12 protein-coding genes and 1 tRNA gene are annotated in these 15238 nt (G+C 56.0%); 1 reads left to right on the forward strand and 12 read right to left on the reverse strand.

The genetic code is table 11. The features are described 5' to 3' along the window. Positions 1–426: 426 nt before the first annotated feature. Positions 427–1254: an SH3 domain-containing protein gene (locus JRI89_12070; protein ID MBW2071974.1), complete on the forward strand. Its 828-nt coding sequence runs from the start codon at positions 427–429 to the stop codon at positions 1252–1254. A 317-nt stretch (positions 1255–1571) separates the two neighbouring features. On the opposite strand, the gene JRI89_12075 is transcribed toward JRI89_12070, so the two are convergent. From JRI89_12075 to tgt, 12 genes are all read right to left on the reverse strand, one after another. After that, positions 1572–1647: transfer RNA gene (locus tag JRI89_12075), tRNA-Phe, on the reverse strand. Positions 1648–1882: 235 nt separating this feature from the next. Further along, the gene (locus JRI89_12080) at positions 1883–2788 is read right to left on the reverse strand and encodes a DUF3419 family protein (GenBank protein ID MBW2071975.1); all 906 of its coding nucleotides are present in this window, start codon (positions 2786–2788) and stop codon (positions 1883–1885) included. 123 nt (positions 2789–2911) lie between these two features. After that, positions 2912–3685, reverse strand: coding sequence for a hypothetical protein (locus JRI89_12085; GenBank protein MBW2071976.1), 774 nt, complete (start codon positions 3683–3685; stop codon positions 2912–2914). A 180-nt stretch (positions 3686–3865) separates the two neighbouring features. Next, positions 3866–4615 carry a 16S rRNA (uracil(1498)-N(3))-methyltransferase gene (locus tag JRI89_12090; GenBank protein MBW2071977.1) on the reverse strand — a complete coding sequence of 250 codons (750 nt, stop codon included), beginning with the start codon at positions 4613–4615 and terminating at the stop codon, positions 3866–3868. A gap of 69 nt (positions 4616–4684) precedes the next feature. Continuing rightward, the gene (locus tag JRI89_12095; protein ID MBW2071978.1) at positions 4685–5464 is read right to left on the reverse strand and encodes a prepilin peptidase; all 780 of its coding nucleotides are present in this window, start codon (positions 5462–5464) and stop codon (positions 4685–4687) included. Between the two features lie 158 nt (positions 5465–5622). Next, the gene (gene topA / locus JRI89_12100) at positions 5623–8049 is read right to left on the reverse strand and encodes a type I DNA topoisomerase (GenBank protein ID MBW2071979.1); all 2427 of its coding nucleotides are present in this window, start codon (positions 8047–8049) and stop codon (positions 5623–5625) included. 42 nt (positions 8050–8091) lie between these two features. Further along, complete coding sequence (dprA, locus tag JRI89_12105) at positions 8092–9213, reverse strand: DNA-protecting protein DprA (protein ID MBW2071980.1); 1122 nt, start codon at positions 9211–9213, stop codon at positions 8092–8094. Between the two features lie 183 nt (positions 9214–9396). Beyond that, complete coding sequence (locus JRI89_12110; GenBank protein ID MBW2071981.1) at positions 9397–10437, reverse strand: LysM peptidoglycan-binding domain-containing protein; 1041 nt, start codon at positions 10435–10437, stop codon at positions 9397–9399. Between the two features lie 256 nt (positions 10438–10693). Next, positions 10694–11761: a protein translocase subunit SecF gene (secF, locus tag JRI89_12115; protein MBW2071982.1), complete on the reverse strand. Its 1068-nt coding sequence runs from the start codon at positions 11759–11761 to the stop codon at positions 10694–10696. Positions 11762–11797: 36 nt separating this feature from the next. Beyond that, the gene (gene secD / locus JRI89_12120; protein MBW2071983.1) at positions 11798–13393 is read right to left on the reverse strand and encodes a protein translocase subunit SecD; all 1596 of its coding nucleotides are present in this window, start codon (positions 13391–13393) and stop codon (positions 11798–11800) included. A gap of 220 nt (positions 13394–13613) precedes the next feature. Then, a complete protein-coding gene (gene yajC / locus JRI89_12125; GenBank protein ID MBW2071984.1) occupies positions 13614–13958 on the reverse strand; it encodes a preprotein translocase subunit YajC in 345 nt (114 codons plus the stop codon). A 48-nt stretch (positions 13959–14006) separates the two neighbouring features. Continuing rightward, positions 14007–15116 carry a tRNA guanosine(34) transglycosylase Tgt gene (gene tgt, locus JRI89_12130; protein ID MBW2071985.1) on the reverse strand — a complete coding sequence of 370 codons (1110 nt, stop codon included), beginning with the start codon at positions 15114–15116 and terminating at the stop codon, positions 14007–14009. Positions 15117–15238 lie beyond the last annotated feature (122 nt).

Below are 15238 nucleotides of genomic sequence, written 5' to 3' on the forward strand. Positions count from 1 at the left end.
ATGGAAACATCACTTACCTAAAGGTCAACTGAGGCTACCTGAGATGCGCGACTATGTTCTTTGCGGAGCAGGCCTTCCTGCCAAGCACCTCCGCCCGGGGAGCTCGGCTACGGCTACGGTTACGATGCCCGTTTCGGCTGCCGGCCACGGCTTTGGGCTCTTCCTTCGTTGCTGTGACCCGCTCACTTTCGCGGCAAAATGCCCCACCCACAGAACCATTGCCGATAACCAACAACTGATAAACGATGAAGCCTTTTGCATCGTAACAAAATCTGCTATGGTTCTTATAACTTGCCATAGCCCAAGGCAGTTTTTCTTTACGTTTCTTGCGGCTCGAGCCAATTGGGCAAAACGGCAGGAGCCGATGACAGGTTTGCGCCCTGTCCGGATTATCTGCTGCCAATAACCTCCCGACGGAGAATCCTTATGGCACGATCAACCTTAATCCGCCCACCACGCGCCGGCTACTTCGCCATGCTGCCATTGATCATCCTGGCGCTGGCAACTGCATGCCAGAAACAGACAAGGTCCACAATCCCACCTGCCAGTACCATTCCAAAGGCGGAGAGCACCAGTCAACCACAATCCCAGCAACGGTGCGGGCAGCTCGAACAAGTTCTCGCCCAGTGCAATTCTGCCAGGAAGCAACTGCAAGACGACAAGGCAGCTCTGCACTGGCGGCTCCTGGAAAAGGAGTACCAGTTGAAGAGGGCGAACAGGCGTTGGAGCGCTCTGGAAAAAAAGCTTGATCAGGCCATCCTTGAAGTTGTCCAGGCCAGAGCAAAGGTTGATTCCGTGGCAAGCAAAGCAGAGGCCGCTACCAACATGGCGGAAGCCGAGGTGACCCTGAAGTCGCTGACAATGAGCAGGTCGAAACAGGGGAAGGGTTCAGAGCTCGACCGCGCCCAATATCTTTTGAGGTTGAGCAATGATGAATTCCAGAGAAAGAACTACAGCGGCGCCCTGTATCTTGCTCAACAGGCGAAAAAGTGCCTGATGGAATACAGAACAAGTCAGCCTGCCCTGAAAAAGAGTGCATCTTCGGACGAAACCGCCTTTGCCGTGCCCTTGCCCCTTCGAGTCATCAAGAGATCAAATGTCCGCCAGGGGCCCGGTACCGACTACAAAATTATTGCTACCTTGCCGCCGCACAGCCTGGTAACCGGATTTATCTACAAAGGGAGCTGGGTCAAGGTGAGAAGCAAGAACAACATCATCGGTTGGATTCACCAGGACCTGGTAAAGGGGCTGTGAGTCGAACCTGACCTAGTCAGGATTATCGAGCCCCTGCTGTCTCAATTCAAGAAATCAAACTATAAGAGGTGGCCATCAGCCGAAACGGGCCTCGTAACCGTAACCGCAGCCCAGCACGTCAAAGGGGCCATGGTAACGAAGCCCGTATCGGCTACGGTTCAAGGCTAGGTGTTTAGAGATCAGCCCCAGTGCTTACTGCCTGCTGCCTGGTAATTCCCCGGCCCTCCTAGCCCCTGGCCCTGACTGACTCGTTAATGGCCGGAAGAAAAAGGCCTGGCTTTGTAAGCCAGGCCTTCTTGTGGGGGATGTATATGCGCTGGTGCCGAGGCCCAGAATCGAACTGGGGACACGAGGATTTTCAGTCCACTGCTCTACCGACTGAGCTACCTCGGCACTCTTTACGCCAGAGTGAACCTCCCTTCACTACTACTAATTCGGCTCCACCTTGTTTTGTCGGTCAGTCTTATACGCTCCCCCAGTTCTTTTGTCAAGAAGAAAAGGAATCCGCAAGCTGCACCATTTTTCGCTGCCAGACCAGATGCCGGCCCAACAGGGCAGGGCAAACTGGCAGAGTCATTCCAGTTGGTTGGCCGTGTCCTGATTGCAACCATGTCAACCTGGCCGCTGCTCAGGGCGCTCCTGCACGTTGGGCAAGCGCTACGCCGTTCGTCAGGCTCAAGCCTGCTGGACCGTGATAAGTTATCTTCTTTGCCGCCAGGCAATACCCTTGCCCCTGTAGCACTTCAGTGGCGCACCTGAAACAGTCGTCAGGCTTATCCGGATTGTGAAATAGATACCAGCCAAGCATGCCGCCCGGCTTCAGACACTTTACAGCGCTCGTGAAGAGAAGGTGCAGTTGAACATGCCGCGCCTGTTCTCGGGGCTCAGCAAGAATTGCCTCTGTGTAGAAGTACTCTGGTACGTTGGAGAGGTAAATGAAATCCCACTGTCCAGGGGAACACGCCAAAAAGCTGGCAATGTCAGCCTGCAGCAAGCGCACCACAGCCGTTCTGCTCCTCATTTGAGAAAATGCCGCCGGCTCCTTCAGGTAGGGGATTTCCTCCAGAAACCACAGGTCAGTTGGCCGCAGCAGCGAGGCAAACGGATGGCCGTGCCTCGCCAGGAGTCCGGGCCAGCAGTGTGCTCTCAGCTGCGGCGCAGCAGCCAGCAGCTGCTGGTACAGTTCCAGCCAGCGCTGCGGCTTGAATGTGGCGGCAATGCCTCTGCGAGCCAAGAAAGCCGCGGCCCGCTCAATGCCGGCAAGAAAGAACCAGAGAAAATCTTCATACGGCAATATCCGAACCGCAGCATTTTTTATCTGGCAGAGAGCCAATGCTGCTGTGGAGATGTCCACGGCCAGCACAGATTTCGCATCCCTGCCAGCATAATAGAGCGGCAAGTCACCCGATCCCCCTATAGTGAGGACGTCTCGGGCTCTCAAGCTGATGGCATCCAGTACGGTAAAAGGGTATTCGGTACAGAAAAGGTAGGGTGCAGTGCGGGCGGAAAAAGTCCCTCTCTGCCTGGTGGCCATTGGTGCACGTTTCTGGCAGTGGCTGGATCTCCTGCCTGTTCTTGCAGACTAGCGCTGGACCATGGGCAACACAAAACTGTCGGCAGCAGCAGTGCTGGCCCTTCGAGATACCGTTAAGTGGGGCTAGGTTTTGTCCTTTTCAGATTCGCTTTCTTTTTCCATCTCCTGCATGGCAGCTGCCAGTTCTTCTTCTGAAGGCTCTGACAACCCGGAATCCTTTTTCTCTGGTTCGGTCTGCAGTTGATCTTCGAGTTCCTTGGCCAGGGTGGCAAGCTCGTCCTCCTGGAGATCCAGCTCCATTTCTGCATCCTCAACCTTTTCAGCAGGCTCGGCTGCCTTGTCCGGTACCACCTCAGCCTCTGTCTCCTGAACTTCGAGCTCCTCCAGGTCTATTGCCTCCATGGTCTCCTGTACCCCGGGGACCGTTTGTAAACCTTCTTCATCAGCCTTCTGCTCGGGTCTCTGGCCTTCCTCGTCCGTTTCTATTTCCAGCCCCAAGAATTCCTCTTCCTCGAGGTCCAGGTCATCACCCAGCTCTTCCAGGCTCACTTCATGCGTTTCTTCCACGGCTGGAGCCGCCTCTTCTGTGGTCTCCATGCCTTCCATGTCCACAGTAGACTGCATGCTTCTCATGTCCATGGTCTCTTCCAGGGTTTCTGAGGCGCCAGCATCCAATCCCGGCAGCTCAATCTCGCCCTGCTCCGTAAAAGCAAGTTCTCCCGGGGCAGGAGCACTCTCTTCCTGGTATTCTCCCACCAGGCTGCCGAGAAGAAAGGGCACCTCCGGCCTGATGTCCAGGAGATTGAGCGTCTGCCGGACCTCGGTGAGATCTCGCTGGCATTTCTTGCAGGCAGACAGATAATCAAAGCTGACGTAGCCACACTTGGGGCATCTCATGATATCCTCCTTCCCCCGCACAGTCACTCACCGGAATGTACGGCTCAGAAGAGGTCGAAAACCGCTATGGCGTTTCCATTGCCTGGCAGTATAGCGGAACCTCCTTGCAGGTCAAGGTTAATGCCGATATCTCATTGCTCGCCCGGGACAACGCTGGCTGCAATCCGTAAAACATCCGGTTCAAAATCCCATGTCTCCCATTTCATACTGGAGCAGGCTCAGCACCGTTATTACAGCCGTCTCAGTTCTCAGAATGCGTCTCCCCAGAGACGCCTGTTGAAAACCCCGGCTTGCAGCTTCTTCTATCTCTTCCCCGGTGAAGCCTCCCTCCGGTCCTATGCAGGCGCATACCTGGCGCACCTTTCCTGCTGTTCTCAGCATCTCTTTCAAGCCTTGCTCCACCTCGTGCTCCCAGAAAATCAATTTAAACCAGCTGTCATCAAAGCGCTCCAGAGCAGCAGTAAATGAAGCAGGCGGCAAAATTTCCGGCACTCGATTTCGTCCACATTGGCGTGCGGCCTGGGCGGCAATGCGCTGCCAGCGAGAGGTGCGGCTCATCTTGCCCCCCCCAGGCAGCCAGTTCTGCGACCGGGCCGTTGCCGCAGGGGCAATCCCTGTTGCGCCCAACTCCGTGGCCTTCTGCATCGCCAGATCCATGGTGGCCGGCCTGCTGATACCCAACACCAGCCAGAGGGCCAGGGGAGATTCCCTGTCCACCCAGACGCCCTCCTCCAGGCGCACCCGCACTTGTTTCTTGCGAATATCCAGGATCTCCGCAGGAAATTCCCTGCCGCTGCCATCGAACAGCACCAGCCGCTGTCCAGGCTGCAAGCGCAGCACCCGGCTGAGATAGCGAGCTGTCCTGCCGGCGAGCAGGTGCTCGCCGGCAGCCAGCGAATCCTCCTCCACAAAACAGCGTCGTAGCCTCATTATTGTCAAGGCTCAACAAGGGGGCGGCACCCCCCAGCGAACTGCCTCCTGCTCCGGGGTCTCCGCGTACTACAGCGGCGGCCTCAACTGGTGCAGGTACCAGCGGATAATCACGGGCCCCCAGAAAACATACGTCATCGCCCCCAGTGCCAGAAACGGACCGTAGGGGATCATGGTGCTGCCGCTGCCTTTTTCTTTTCGCAAGACCAGCAATCCCGCTACAGCCCCCACCAGAGAGCTGGTAAAGAGGGTGAACAACACCCCCGGCAGACCCAGAAAAGCTCCTATCATAGCCAGCAGCTTTATGTCGCCGCCGCCGATGCCCTCCTTTTTGCGCAGCAGCTGGTAGAGCATGGCCACGGTGAACAGGATGCCGCCGCCAGCTGCCAAACCGAGCAGCGACCCTGCCACGGTATGGCGAGGAAGCAGCAAAGCAGCAAGCAAACCAGCAACAATACCTGGTATAGTGATTACATCCGGAATAGTGTAGGTGTCCAAGTCAATGAATATAACGACCAGCAGAGCAGCAAAAAAGACAAAATAGACGACAAACTCTACGCTCAAACCGAAGACGCAAAAAAGACCGAGTCCCAGAAGACCGCTGAGCGCTTCCACCATAAAATAGCGGGGTGCTATTGGTGCGCCGCAGCTGCGGCACTTGCCCTTGAGCACCAGGTAGCTCAGCAGGGGGATGTTGTCGTAGAAACGAATAGGGCTCTGACACTCTGGGCAATGAGAACCCGGTTTCACAATGGATTTGCCTTTGGGAAGCCGCACAATACACACATTGAGGAAGCTCCCCACCGAAGCACCCAACAAAAAGATCAGAACCAAAAGCAAGACTTCCACTGGTTCTCCCCGAGCAGATGGTTGCTGTCTGCCATATCCCAACCGACACAGAGCTAATGGTAACTTTGCACAAACAATGCCAAACTTACAGATGCAAAAGAAATCCGCGCCGCTCCACCCTGGTCTGGCCGCCAGGCAAGAGGCCTGCTGGCAATATGCTACTCACTGTCAACCATTGCTTCCGCAGGCAAGGGTTCGGTGTAGCCGCAACTTTTCTCCGGACAGACGAGTTGTCTCTTGCCATTTTTCTGTTTGCGCACCAGTAGATAGCTGCTGCCGCACTGGGGACAGGCTCTGGGGAATGGTCTGCTCCATAGAACGAAACGGCAGTCTGGATATTTGCTGCAGCCATAAAAAATCTTTCCCCGCTTGGAGCGGCGCTCCACCAGTTCGCCGTCGCATTCCGACCGCGGACAGGCCACCCCGGTGCCCATAGGTCTGGTGTTGCGGCATTTGGGATAATTCTCACAGGCGAGGAACAGGCCTCCCCGGCGGCTTTTTTTCACCAGAAAGTGGCCGCCGCACTTTTCACATATCTTGTCGGTGCGTCTAACCTCCTTGTCGTTGTCTCCCTGATCCTCCGTTTGCAGTGACCTGGTGTTCTTGCACTGTGGATATCCGCTGCAGGCGAGAAACGGGCCGAAGCGTCCCTCCTTGACTACCATGTCCCTGCCGCAGAGCTCACAGGTTCCCTTCACCTCACCACTGGCAGCCAACTGAATCCTGCCCTTGTCATCTCTGGTAAAATTCTTGCTGTTTCTGCAGGTAGGATATCCTGAACAAGACAGAAATGCACCATTTTTCCCCCAGCGGATGTGCATCTTCCTGCCGCACAGCTCACAGTCGATATCTGTTGGCAGACCCTCTCTTTTCACATCAGGCATTTTCAACTGCGCCTGCTGCAGGGTCTGCTGGAACTGTTCGTAGAACTTCTCGATCACCTGGCGCCAGCCGGTATCGCCTGTTTCAACGCGATCCAGGTTCGCCTCCATCTGAGCGGTGAAGGCTACGTCCAGAACCTCCGGAAAACTGTTCACCAGCAAGTTGTTGACAAGCATTCCCAGCTCTGTGGGCCTGAATCTGCCTTTTTCTTTGACGGTGTATTCCTTGTTTTGAATCACCGCCAGAATATTGGCATAGGTACTGGGGCGTCCTATGCCCTTCTCTTCCAGCTCCCGGATGAGGGTTGCCTCAGTGAACCGGGGGGGCGGCTGGGTAAAGTGCTGCTTCGGCAGCAGCTGCCGCAAGCGCAGCACTGCCCCCTCCTGCAGATCCGGTAGTTTTGCAGTCTCCCGTTCATTCTCCTCGCCATTATCCGTGCCCTCTATATAGAGTTTCATGAAGCCCGGAAAACGCAGTATAGTACCAGTGGCCCGCAACAAAAGGTCCGCGGCAGCAATTTCCACCACAGTGTGATCAAAGAGGGCCTGACTCATCTGACTGGCCACAAAACGCTTCCAGATCAGCTGGTAGAGTGCCAGCTCCTGTTTGTTGAGATAGGGAGCCACCTTCTCCGGGGTTCTGGCCACCGACGTTGGTCGGATTGCCTCATGAGCGTCCTGGGCTCCCTTGCGGCTGCGATAGACCCGCGCCTTTTGTGGAAGATACTCTTTGCCCAGCTCCTGGACAATCCAGTCCCTGGCCTCGGCCACTGCCTCCCCGGCTACCCTGGTGGAATCCGTTCGCATATAGGTAATGAGACCCACGGCGCCCTGATCCCCCAGTTCGATGCCCTCATAGAGGCGCTGGGCCGTGGCCATTGTCCGCTGAGCTGTAAAGCGCAGCTTCCTGGCTGCCTCCTGCTGGAGTGTGCTGGTGATGAATGGCGGCGCCGGCGCCCGTTTGCGGCTTTTCTTGTCAACCTTTGTGACCGTATAGGTGGCCTTTTCCAGAATCTTGACCAGGTCATTGGCCTGCGCCTCATTGGCAATGGTGAGCCTTTTACCGCCCCTCTTCCAGAGACGCGCTTCAAAGGGCGGTGGTTCAGGACCCTCCAGAGCTGCGGTTATGGTCCAGTACTCTTCACTCTCGAAGGCCTGGATTTCTGCTTCACGCTCACAGACGAGCCGCAAGGCCACCGATTGAACCCGGCCGGCGCTGAGACCTCTCTTGACCTTGTCCCAGAGAATGGGTGAAATCTGATAACCCACCAACCTGTCGAGCAGCCTCCTTGCTTGCTGTGCTTCATAGCGATGCCTGTCCAGTGAAGATGGCTTGCGCAGTGCCTCTTCAATGGCCCTGCGAGTAAACTCATTGATGAGCACCCGGTAGATTTGCTTGTCCCCAGCCTGCAGTTCCTCAGCTATATGCCAGGCAATCGCCTCACCTTCACGGTCAGGATCTGGCGCCAGGTATATGGCCTCCGCATTCCTGGCAGCCTTGCGCAGCGACCTGAGCACTTTCTCCTTACCTTTGATGACTTCATAATGCGGTTCGAAACCATGTTCGATGTCTATACCGAGGTTGTTCTCGGGCAGGTCTTTCACGTGTCCCACTGAAGCCTGGATGAGAAAGTTCTTGCCAAGATACCGACTGAGAGTCCGTGCCTTGGTGGGTGATTCAACGATTAACAAGGATTTAGCCATTATATTTCCCCATTGGTACAGCTAGCAGGCAACCTGGCGAATCTATAGCATAAAGGTTTCCTTGACGAACATGGTCCCCGGCAGTTGCTGCACGAGGCCCTTGATTTCGAGATGCAGCAGCAGTTCAGCTGTACGTGATACAGACAGGCCTGTCTGCCTGGCAATATGGTCGATATGCAAAGGTTCGCCGCCGAGTGCCTCCAGCACATCCTTTTCGCGCTGGTCGAGCTCGATGCCCCGCTGTTCTCCAGCCGCCACATTGCTGGGCGCTGCAGCTGCCGCGGCACTCCCCAACATGGGCAGGATCTCCTCGATGATATCCTCTGCCTTTTCCACCAGCTTCGCCCCTTCCTTTATCAGGCGGTGCGGTCCTGCCACCCCAGGACTGCCCACTGCACCCGGCACCGCAAAGACCTCCCGCCCCTGGTCCAGCGCCATTCGGGCAGTAATGAGGGAGCCGCTCTTGGCAGTGGCCTCCACTACCACCACTCCCAGGGCCAGACCACTTATGATTCGATTCCTCACCGGGAAATTGCCAGGCTCCGGCGGGGTACCCAGGGGGAATTCACTCAGCACAGCTCCAGCAGAGGATATCCGCTCAGCCAGCTTGCGGTTCTCTGCCGGATAGATTCTATCCAGCCCTGAACCTAGCACCGCCACTGTTCTGCCTCCCCCTTCCAGGGCGCCGCGGTGAGCAGCACTGTCCACCCCTCTGGCCATGCCGCTAATCACAGTCCAGCCCTGCAGCGCCAGCTCGGCACAGATCTTTCTGCTGACGCTCAGACCATAGTGCGAAGCGCGTCGCGACCCTACAACTGCCACAGCACGATCGTCTGCAGCAAGCAACTTTCCTCTGACAAAGAGCAGTGGGGGAGGATCCACAATGTTCGCCAGGCGATTGGGATAGGCGGCAGTACCGAAGCGGAGGCAATGAATTCCGAGCGCTGCCAGACGCCGCCGTTCCCGCTGCGCCACCTCTTCCACAGGAAACTCTCTGATAGCATCGATGGCGCTTCGGCGCAAACCCGGAATCCTCTCCAGTTGACGGCTTGTGGCCGAAAATATCCTGTGGACTTCACCGAAATGCTCGAGCAACCGATGGAATGTCCTGGTACCTATACCCGGTACCAGTGCAAGCGCCAGCCAGTATGAATCCTGGTCCACTGCGTGCCCCCCTGGACCACGTGAGGAAGGGTTTTTGCCCGCACGTTCACTGTATCACTGCCGGGCGTAATGCCTGAAATAGCCGCACCCGGGCGGCTGTCAAAGAAAAGCTTAGTCCAAAAAAGAGGCCATGGAGGCTGTGGTGCCAGCACCATGGCCTGAAGCCTTTTTTCAGCAAAGGAATCAGTTCTGCACAACTGCCCGCACCCGTTCTCCAGCTATGAATTCACTCTTGGCGCTGGTCACCACGGCTGCTGCAGTGTCTTTCTCCACCGAGAGCACCAGAAGTTCGGCAATCGGCTCTGCGGTCAGAATGATTTCCGGCTCTCTGCTCAAGAGACTCGTTGCTCTCGGCTCCCGGTATACCTCGAAACGATTGCCTGTCTGAATACCCTGTTCCTCACCAAGATCGAGAAAGACGATCTGGTAGTCCGCCATCAGTCGAACACGGTCTCTGGCAAGAATGACATACCCTTCTTTCGGCTCGGTTGCATCCTGGAGCACTATTTCAGGCGAATGCTCCCTGTAGGGCATCAATTTGTCACCCTCTTCAATTGGGAAGTAGGAGCGCACAACTCTGGTCAGCGCATGGCTGGGCGTTACTTCCAGCACTTCCAGCACTCCCAGGATGGTGTTCAAATAGCCCACCTCTTTGTTGGTGATGGGATGGAGAATCTTCTCCGAAGTCTTGATGACCATGTAGCGGTCGCCAACTTTCACCTCAGAAGGATGCCGCATTTGCACAAAGACTTCATCACCCAGACTGATGAGGACCTTCTGGTGGCGCTCTCCCAGAACCAGGCCGATCCCCTGTGGTGGCTCCGGGGTAATGAACCCCACCTGGTCTATCTCTTTGAAGGTTATGTGAGCCGGGCCTAGCGGTTCAGGCGGCGCCACTGTCGTGGGTTGAGGCATGCTCACAGCCGGCGCTGGCTTGACCCCGCCGGGCAGTTCGTAGTACACCCTCAGTCTATTGCCCGGGTAGATCCAGTGCGGGTTGGTAATGTACTGATTCCATTCCCACACCTTGGGCCAGACCCAGGGGTCGTGATACAACTCCTCTGATATATCCCAGAGCGTGTCACCTTTTTTCACAGTATACGTGTATGTTTCTTCCTGCTCGGTGCTGGTTTTCCCCTGCTCCTGCGCCCAGACATACGAGAGAAAGCCACCACTTAAAAGCAATGCCCCTGCCAAAACCCACACCCATGCTTTCTGTTTCACGGCCGCACTCTCCTCTGTTCAGGTGGAACCAGGTCCCTGACGGCCCTGCCCGTCTTCTATCTTTATCCTTTATCTGCCTTTAAATATATGCCATTTACTGCGCTGTCAACCTTGCAAATTTTGCAAGATCCATACCCATAAGGTACTTTTGAGCAGAAGCAACTTGTAATGCATCAACCAGACCGCCCATCTCCTCCGCTCGGCAGCTTCCCAGAAGTATAGCAAAGAGCACCCTGTCCGACCTCTGCTGTCTCCTTTATTTCTTTTTTGCACCCCGCGAGCCTCTTCCCACTCCACGCCTCTCAAAGGCTAGCAGCACCGGGCTGGCCACAAAAATCGAGGAATAGGTACCCACTATCACCCCCACCAGCAGGGCAAAGGCAAAATCATGGATCACTCCTCCACCGAGGATAAAAAGAGCTGTCACCACCACGATGGTAGTGCCCGAGGTGAGAATGGTACGGCTGAGAGTCTGATTGATGCTCTGATTGATCAATTCGGCAAAATCCATTCTTTTTGCTTTGCGCAGGTTCTCCCTGATGCGGTCGAAGACAATAATGGTATCGTTGAGCGAATAGCCGATGATGGTGAGAAGGGCAGCCACCACGCTGAGATCGAATTCCTTGTTGGTGAGAGCAAAGGCACCCACAGTGATCATGACGTCATGTATCAGGGCGACCACTGCCCCGAGGGCATAGGTCAGCCGCAGGAACCAGCAGCAGCCCAGAGTAATGACCAGGGCGGCCAGGATGAGCATGGGGATGCTCATGCCAATAGCCCGCAGCACGTAAACCCCAAGAATCAGGGCGCCCGCCATAATCAGCCCCGGCATCCATTTCAACTCGAAGCGACCAGAGATGTAGATGGCTATGAAGAGCAGGGCATAGTATATGGCAAGAAGGGCCTTCTGGCGCAGGTCCTTGCCCACTTTGGGCCCCACCATCTCCACCCGTTCCACCACTGCCTTGCCCTTGCCGTAGAGTTGCTCCAGGCTCTGCTGCACTCTGCTGCTCAGACTGCTGAGTTCTGAGCTGGTAGCCTCAGTTCTGATGAGAAATACCCTGCCACCCTCAGCACCGAAGCTCTGGATGGCGCTCTTTGACAGGCCCGCCTGCTGCAGACCCTGCCGTATCCTATTGATGGTGGTAGGCTCCTCGAACCTCACCTGGACAATGGTGCCGCCAGCAAAGTCAATGCCGAGCAGGGAACTGCCCCGCCAGATCAGGGCCACAGTGCCAACTACGATCAGGGCAAGAGAAACAGCGAAAGCTATCCGACGGCGTCCCACAAAATTGACATTTACATCAGGTTTGATGAATTCCATTGATAGTCTCCATCTACTGCAACAGATTGCCGAATACTAGACACTCAGTTTCTGCAGTCGTCGCTTTTGCAGCAGGTAATCGAACACCACTCTGGTGCCGAATATCGCCGTAAACATGCTGGCAACGATCCCCAGGCTCAGCGTGACGGCAAAGCCTCTCACCGGGCCGGTGCCAAACTGGAAAAGCACCACAGCTGCAATGAGAGTGGTCACGTTGGCGTCGAGAATGGTAAGGGTGGCCCTGCCGTAGCCGTTGTCCACCGCAGCTCGCGGCGTTTTGCCCAACCTGAGCTCCTCGCGTATGCGTTCAAATATCAACACGTTGGCATCCACTGCCATACCAATGGTCAGGATGATGCCGGCAATGCCTGGCAAGGTCAAGGTGGCGCGCAGACCTGCCAGACCTGCCATGATCAGAATGATGTTCAACACCAGAGCAAAGTCGGCTATCACCCCGCCTATGCCGTAATAGACGGCCATGAACACCACCACCAGCGCACCACCCACGGCCATGGAAAACAGCCCTTTGCGGATGGAGTCCTTGCCCAGGGAGGGACCCACGGTTCGCTCCTCGAGCACCTTCACCGGCGCTGGCAGAGAACCAGCGCGCAGCACCACCGCCAGATCCCGGGCCTCGTCCATGGTGAACTGCCCCTCGATGACGGCCCGGCCACCGCTGATGCGGTCCTGGATGACCGGCGCAGAGTAGACATTGCCGTCCAGCACGATGGCAAGCCGTTCCTTGACATGCTCGCCGGTCAAGCGTTCGAAAAGCTTGGCGCCCCGATCATCGAAACTCAAAGCCACATACGGCCGATTGTACTGCCGGTCGATGCGCACCTCGGCGTCAGTGATATATTGCCCGGTAAGAAGCGTCTGGTCTTTGAGCAGATATTGCGTGCGGTGCACCTGTCCGGTCACAGGATCCACAGTCCTGCTTTCGTAAATCTTGTCGCCCGGCGGTATCTTTCCCCTGAGAGCATCCTGCAGGCTGTGCTTTTCATCCACCAGTTTGAATTCCAGCAGGGCGGTTTTGCCTATCAGATTCACAGCACGCTGAGGATCCTTGATGCCGGGCAGCTGCACCAGGATACGATCCTCGCCTTGAGTGCGGATATCAGGCTCTGACACGCCAAACTGGTCGATTCGATTGCGGATGGTCTCCAGTCCCTGATCCACAGCGAGCTTCTTGATGTGACGTATCTGGCTCTCCTGCAGCCCCAGGACAACCTGGATGCTCTCACTGCCAAAATCGCGCTTTTTCTCTTCCAGCATGGGAAAATTTTCTTTGAGTATTCCGGCAACAGGCTGCCACTGCTGGCCCTTCGCCAGAACCACCAGAATATTTTCTCCCTGACGCTCCACCTTTCGAAAGCGGACATGGGACTTGCGGAGTTGTGCCTTTATTTCCTGGGCCAGCCGTTGGGCCGTGTTCTCTACCGCCTTTTCCGTTTGCACCTCCAGGACCAGGTGCATTCCCCCCTGGAGATCCAGACCAAGGTGGATCTTGTCCTCCGGAAAGACCCTTGTCCACCATGGCGGCAACTCTTTTACCAGCGTAGGGAGAAGGTAGATGAGTCCGAGCACCAGAACCGCGAGTACGATGAGTGAACGCCACTTCAGGTTCTTCACGGCGTCTTTCTCCTTTTCTTGTGTGTCACCAGTCGATTGCCAGAGGTAGCACTCTTGCTCCTCCCGGCCTCAGCCGGGCTGTCAGCCGAACTTCGGCTGTTGTCGCCACTGTTCCTGAAGCTCAGCTCTGATGTGCTAGCCAAAATGGGCAGTGGTTTCTCACTAGCACTAATCATGCCGGATTCGCAAGAGTGAGGCTGCAGGTCCTCCTGGCAGCAACTTACTTCTTGCTGTTTTTGCTCTCCTGCTCAGTGGAGACCAGGTTGGCAATGTATCCTCTTCCCACTTTTACCCTGACCTTTTCAGCGATCTCCAGTGTCACCACCGTGTCAGTCAGGCCCGTGATTCTGCCATGGAGGCCGCCGCTCGTTATGACCATGTCTCCTTTTTTCAAATTGGCCAGCAGGGCGCGGTGCTGTTTTTGCTTTTTCTGCTGCGGCCTGATCAAGAGAAAATAAAAGATGCCAAACATCAGCAGCAGCGGCACCAGTGCGGCAAATCCTCCTCCCTGGGCACCACCGGCTCCACCGGTACCCATGGCATAGGCAACTCCCATTAGATCCATTTACAGCCTCCTCTCATTCCAGCAAACTACTCCTATGGCCAGACTTTTTCAATTGTCATCCTCTTGCTGTCGTTGTTGATAAAAATCCTCTTTGAACGCTTCGTACCAGCCGCCGCTCAAAGCCCTGCGAGCCTGTCGCACGAGTTCCAGAAAATACCAGAGATTGTGAATGGTGTTCAACCTGTAGGCCAGCAACTCTCTCGTGGCAAACAGATGCCGCAAATAGGCCCGAGAGTAAGACCGGCAGGTGTAGCAGCTGCACTGTTCATCTATGGGCAGGTCTGCATGCCGATGCCTGCTGTTCTTGATGACCAGGCGACCTCTGCTGGTAAACAACATGCCATTTCTGGCGTTTCTGGTCGGCAGTACGCAATCGAACATGTCAACCCCGAGTCCCATCAGCTCTACCAGATCCTCTGGACTGCCCACACCCATCAGGTAACGCGGCTTGTCTGCAGGCAGCAGGGGCAGAATAGCGGCAGCCACTTCTCTCATCAGTTCTGGCGGCTCACCAACACTGAGACCTCCGAGAGCATAGCCGGCAAAATCCATCTCTACCAGGCGCTCGCAGCATTCGCGCCGCAAATCGAGGAACATGCCCCCCTGGACCACTGCGAAAAGCGCCTGATCTTTTCTGCTGAGGGCCCGCTGACATTTGCCGGCCCACTCCACAGTACGTTCCATTGCTTCCCGGGCGTAGCTTCGACTGACCGGGTAAGGAGCACATTCATCCAGGCACATGATGATGTCCGCGCCCAGATCTTCCTGCACTTTTACCGCCACCTCAGGAGAAAGAAAGTGGCGGGAGCCATCAAGGTGGGATTGAAATACTACTCCATCTTCACGGATCTCACGGGTTGGCGCCAGGCTGAACACCTGGTAGCCGCCGCTGTCAGTTAGCAGACCTGCCGGCCAGTTCATGAAACGATGCAATCCCCCCTGAGCCTTGATCAGGTCGGAACCGGGCCGCAACCACAAATGATAGGTATTGGCCAGGATGATTTCTGCACCCAGGGCTTGCAAGTCTTCCGGGGTCAGACCTTTCACTGTAGCCCTGGTGCCCACCGGCATGAACACGGGAGTATAGCACGTGCCATGAGGTGTTGTTAGCAGCCCCAGACGGGAACTCTCTCTGCCTCTCAAGACTCGGAAGTGCACCTTCGTATCTACTGAATAAGGGTTGATGGCAAAATGAAAGTGCACCCCTCTCACTTCTCGATTGCTGCTGGCTAACCTGAAGGCTGAGCCAGCGGCCAGTATTACAATGGCGCCATAGCGCA

The organism is Deltaproteobacteria bacterium, assembly GCA_019309045.1.
Taxonomy (GTDB): domain Bacteria; phylum Desulfobacterota; class Syntrophobacteria; order BM002; family BM002; genus JAFDGZ01.

What these genes read in the sequence shown, in the direction of transcription:
- JRI89_12070 (MBW2071974.1), top strand. Translation starts at nt 427, where the DNA reads ATGGCACGATCAACCTTAATCCGCCCACCACGCGCCGGCTACTTCGCC.
- JRI89_12080 (MBW2071975.1), bottom strand. Translation starts at nt 2,788, where the DNA reads ATGGCCACCAGGCAGAGAGGGACTTTTTCCGCCCGCACTGCACCCTAC.
- JRI89_12085 (MBW2071976.1), bottom strand. Translation starts at nt 3,685, where the DNA reads ATGAGATGCCCCAAGTGTGGCTACGTCAGCTTTGATTATCTGTCTGCC.
- JRI89_12090 (MBW2071977.1), bottom strand. Translation starts at nt 4,615, where the DNA reads ATGAGGCTACGACGCTGTTTTGTGGAGGAGGATTCGCTGGCTGCCGGC.
- topA (MBW2071979.1), bottom strand. Translation starts at nt 8,049, where the DNA reads ATGGCTAAATCCTTGTTAATCGTTGAATCACCCACCAAGGCACGGACT.
- secF (MBW2071982.1), bottom strand. Translation starts at nt 11,761, where the DNA reads ATGGAATTCATCAAACCTGATGTAAATGTCAATTTTGTGGGACGCCGT.
- yajC (MBW2071984.1), bottom strand. Translation starts at nt 13,958, where the DNA reads ATGGATCTAATGGGAGTTGCCTATGCCATGGGTACCGGTGGAGCCGGT.